The sequence below is a fragment of the Oceanobacillus alkalisoli genome (genome assembly GCF_021556485.1).
Classification (GTDB): domain Bacteria; phylum Bacillota; class Bacilli; order Bacillales; family Amphibacillaceae; genus Oceanobacillus; species Oceanobacillus alkalisoli.
In genome coordinates, this window is sequence record NZ_JAKGBW010000098.1 from 1 (window position 1) to 284 (window position 284).

Below are 284 nucleotides of genomic sequence, written 5' to 3' on the forward strand. Positions count from 1 at the left end.
GAGGTGGCTGCGTGATGTGCTTGGATGCCATCTCGCGTGGGGCAGCCCTGGGGCTGTGGCTGGCAGTGTGGCTCCCGGCCACGTGGGCAGAGCCTGCCCAGCACTGCCAGCCTCAGAGCAGGGAGTCATCTTCAAGAGGGAGAGGAGAATTGTGCCAAAATATCATCTCTCCGAGGCCGTGCCGGGAAGGACCGGTGTTAACTAGGAGCCGTCACTGTGCTGAGGTCCTGTCTCTGTCCTCTGCCTGCTGCTGCTGCCTGAGGAAAGCCTTTGCTAAATCATGG

General features: G+C 60.9%; 1 protein-coding gene. It reads left to right on the forward strand.

The genetic code is table 11. The features are described 5' to 3' along the window. On the forward strand, nt 1-205 hold a 205-nt coding region (locus tag LZD48_RS19380; protein ID WP_235764150.1), incomplete at its 5' end, for a hypothetical protein. Nucleotides 206-284 lie beyond the last annotated feature (79 nt).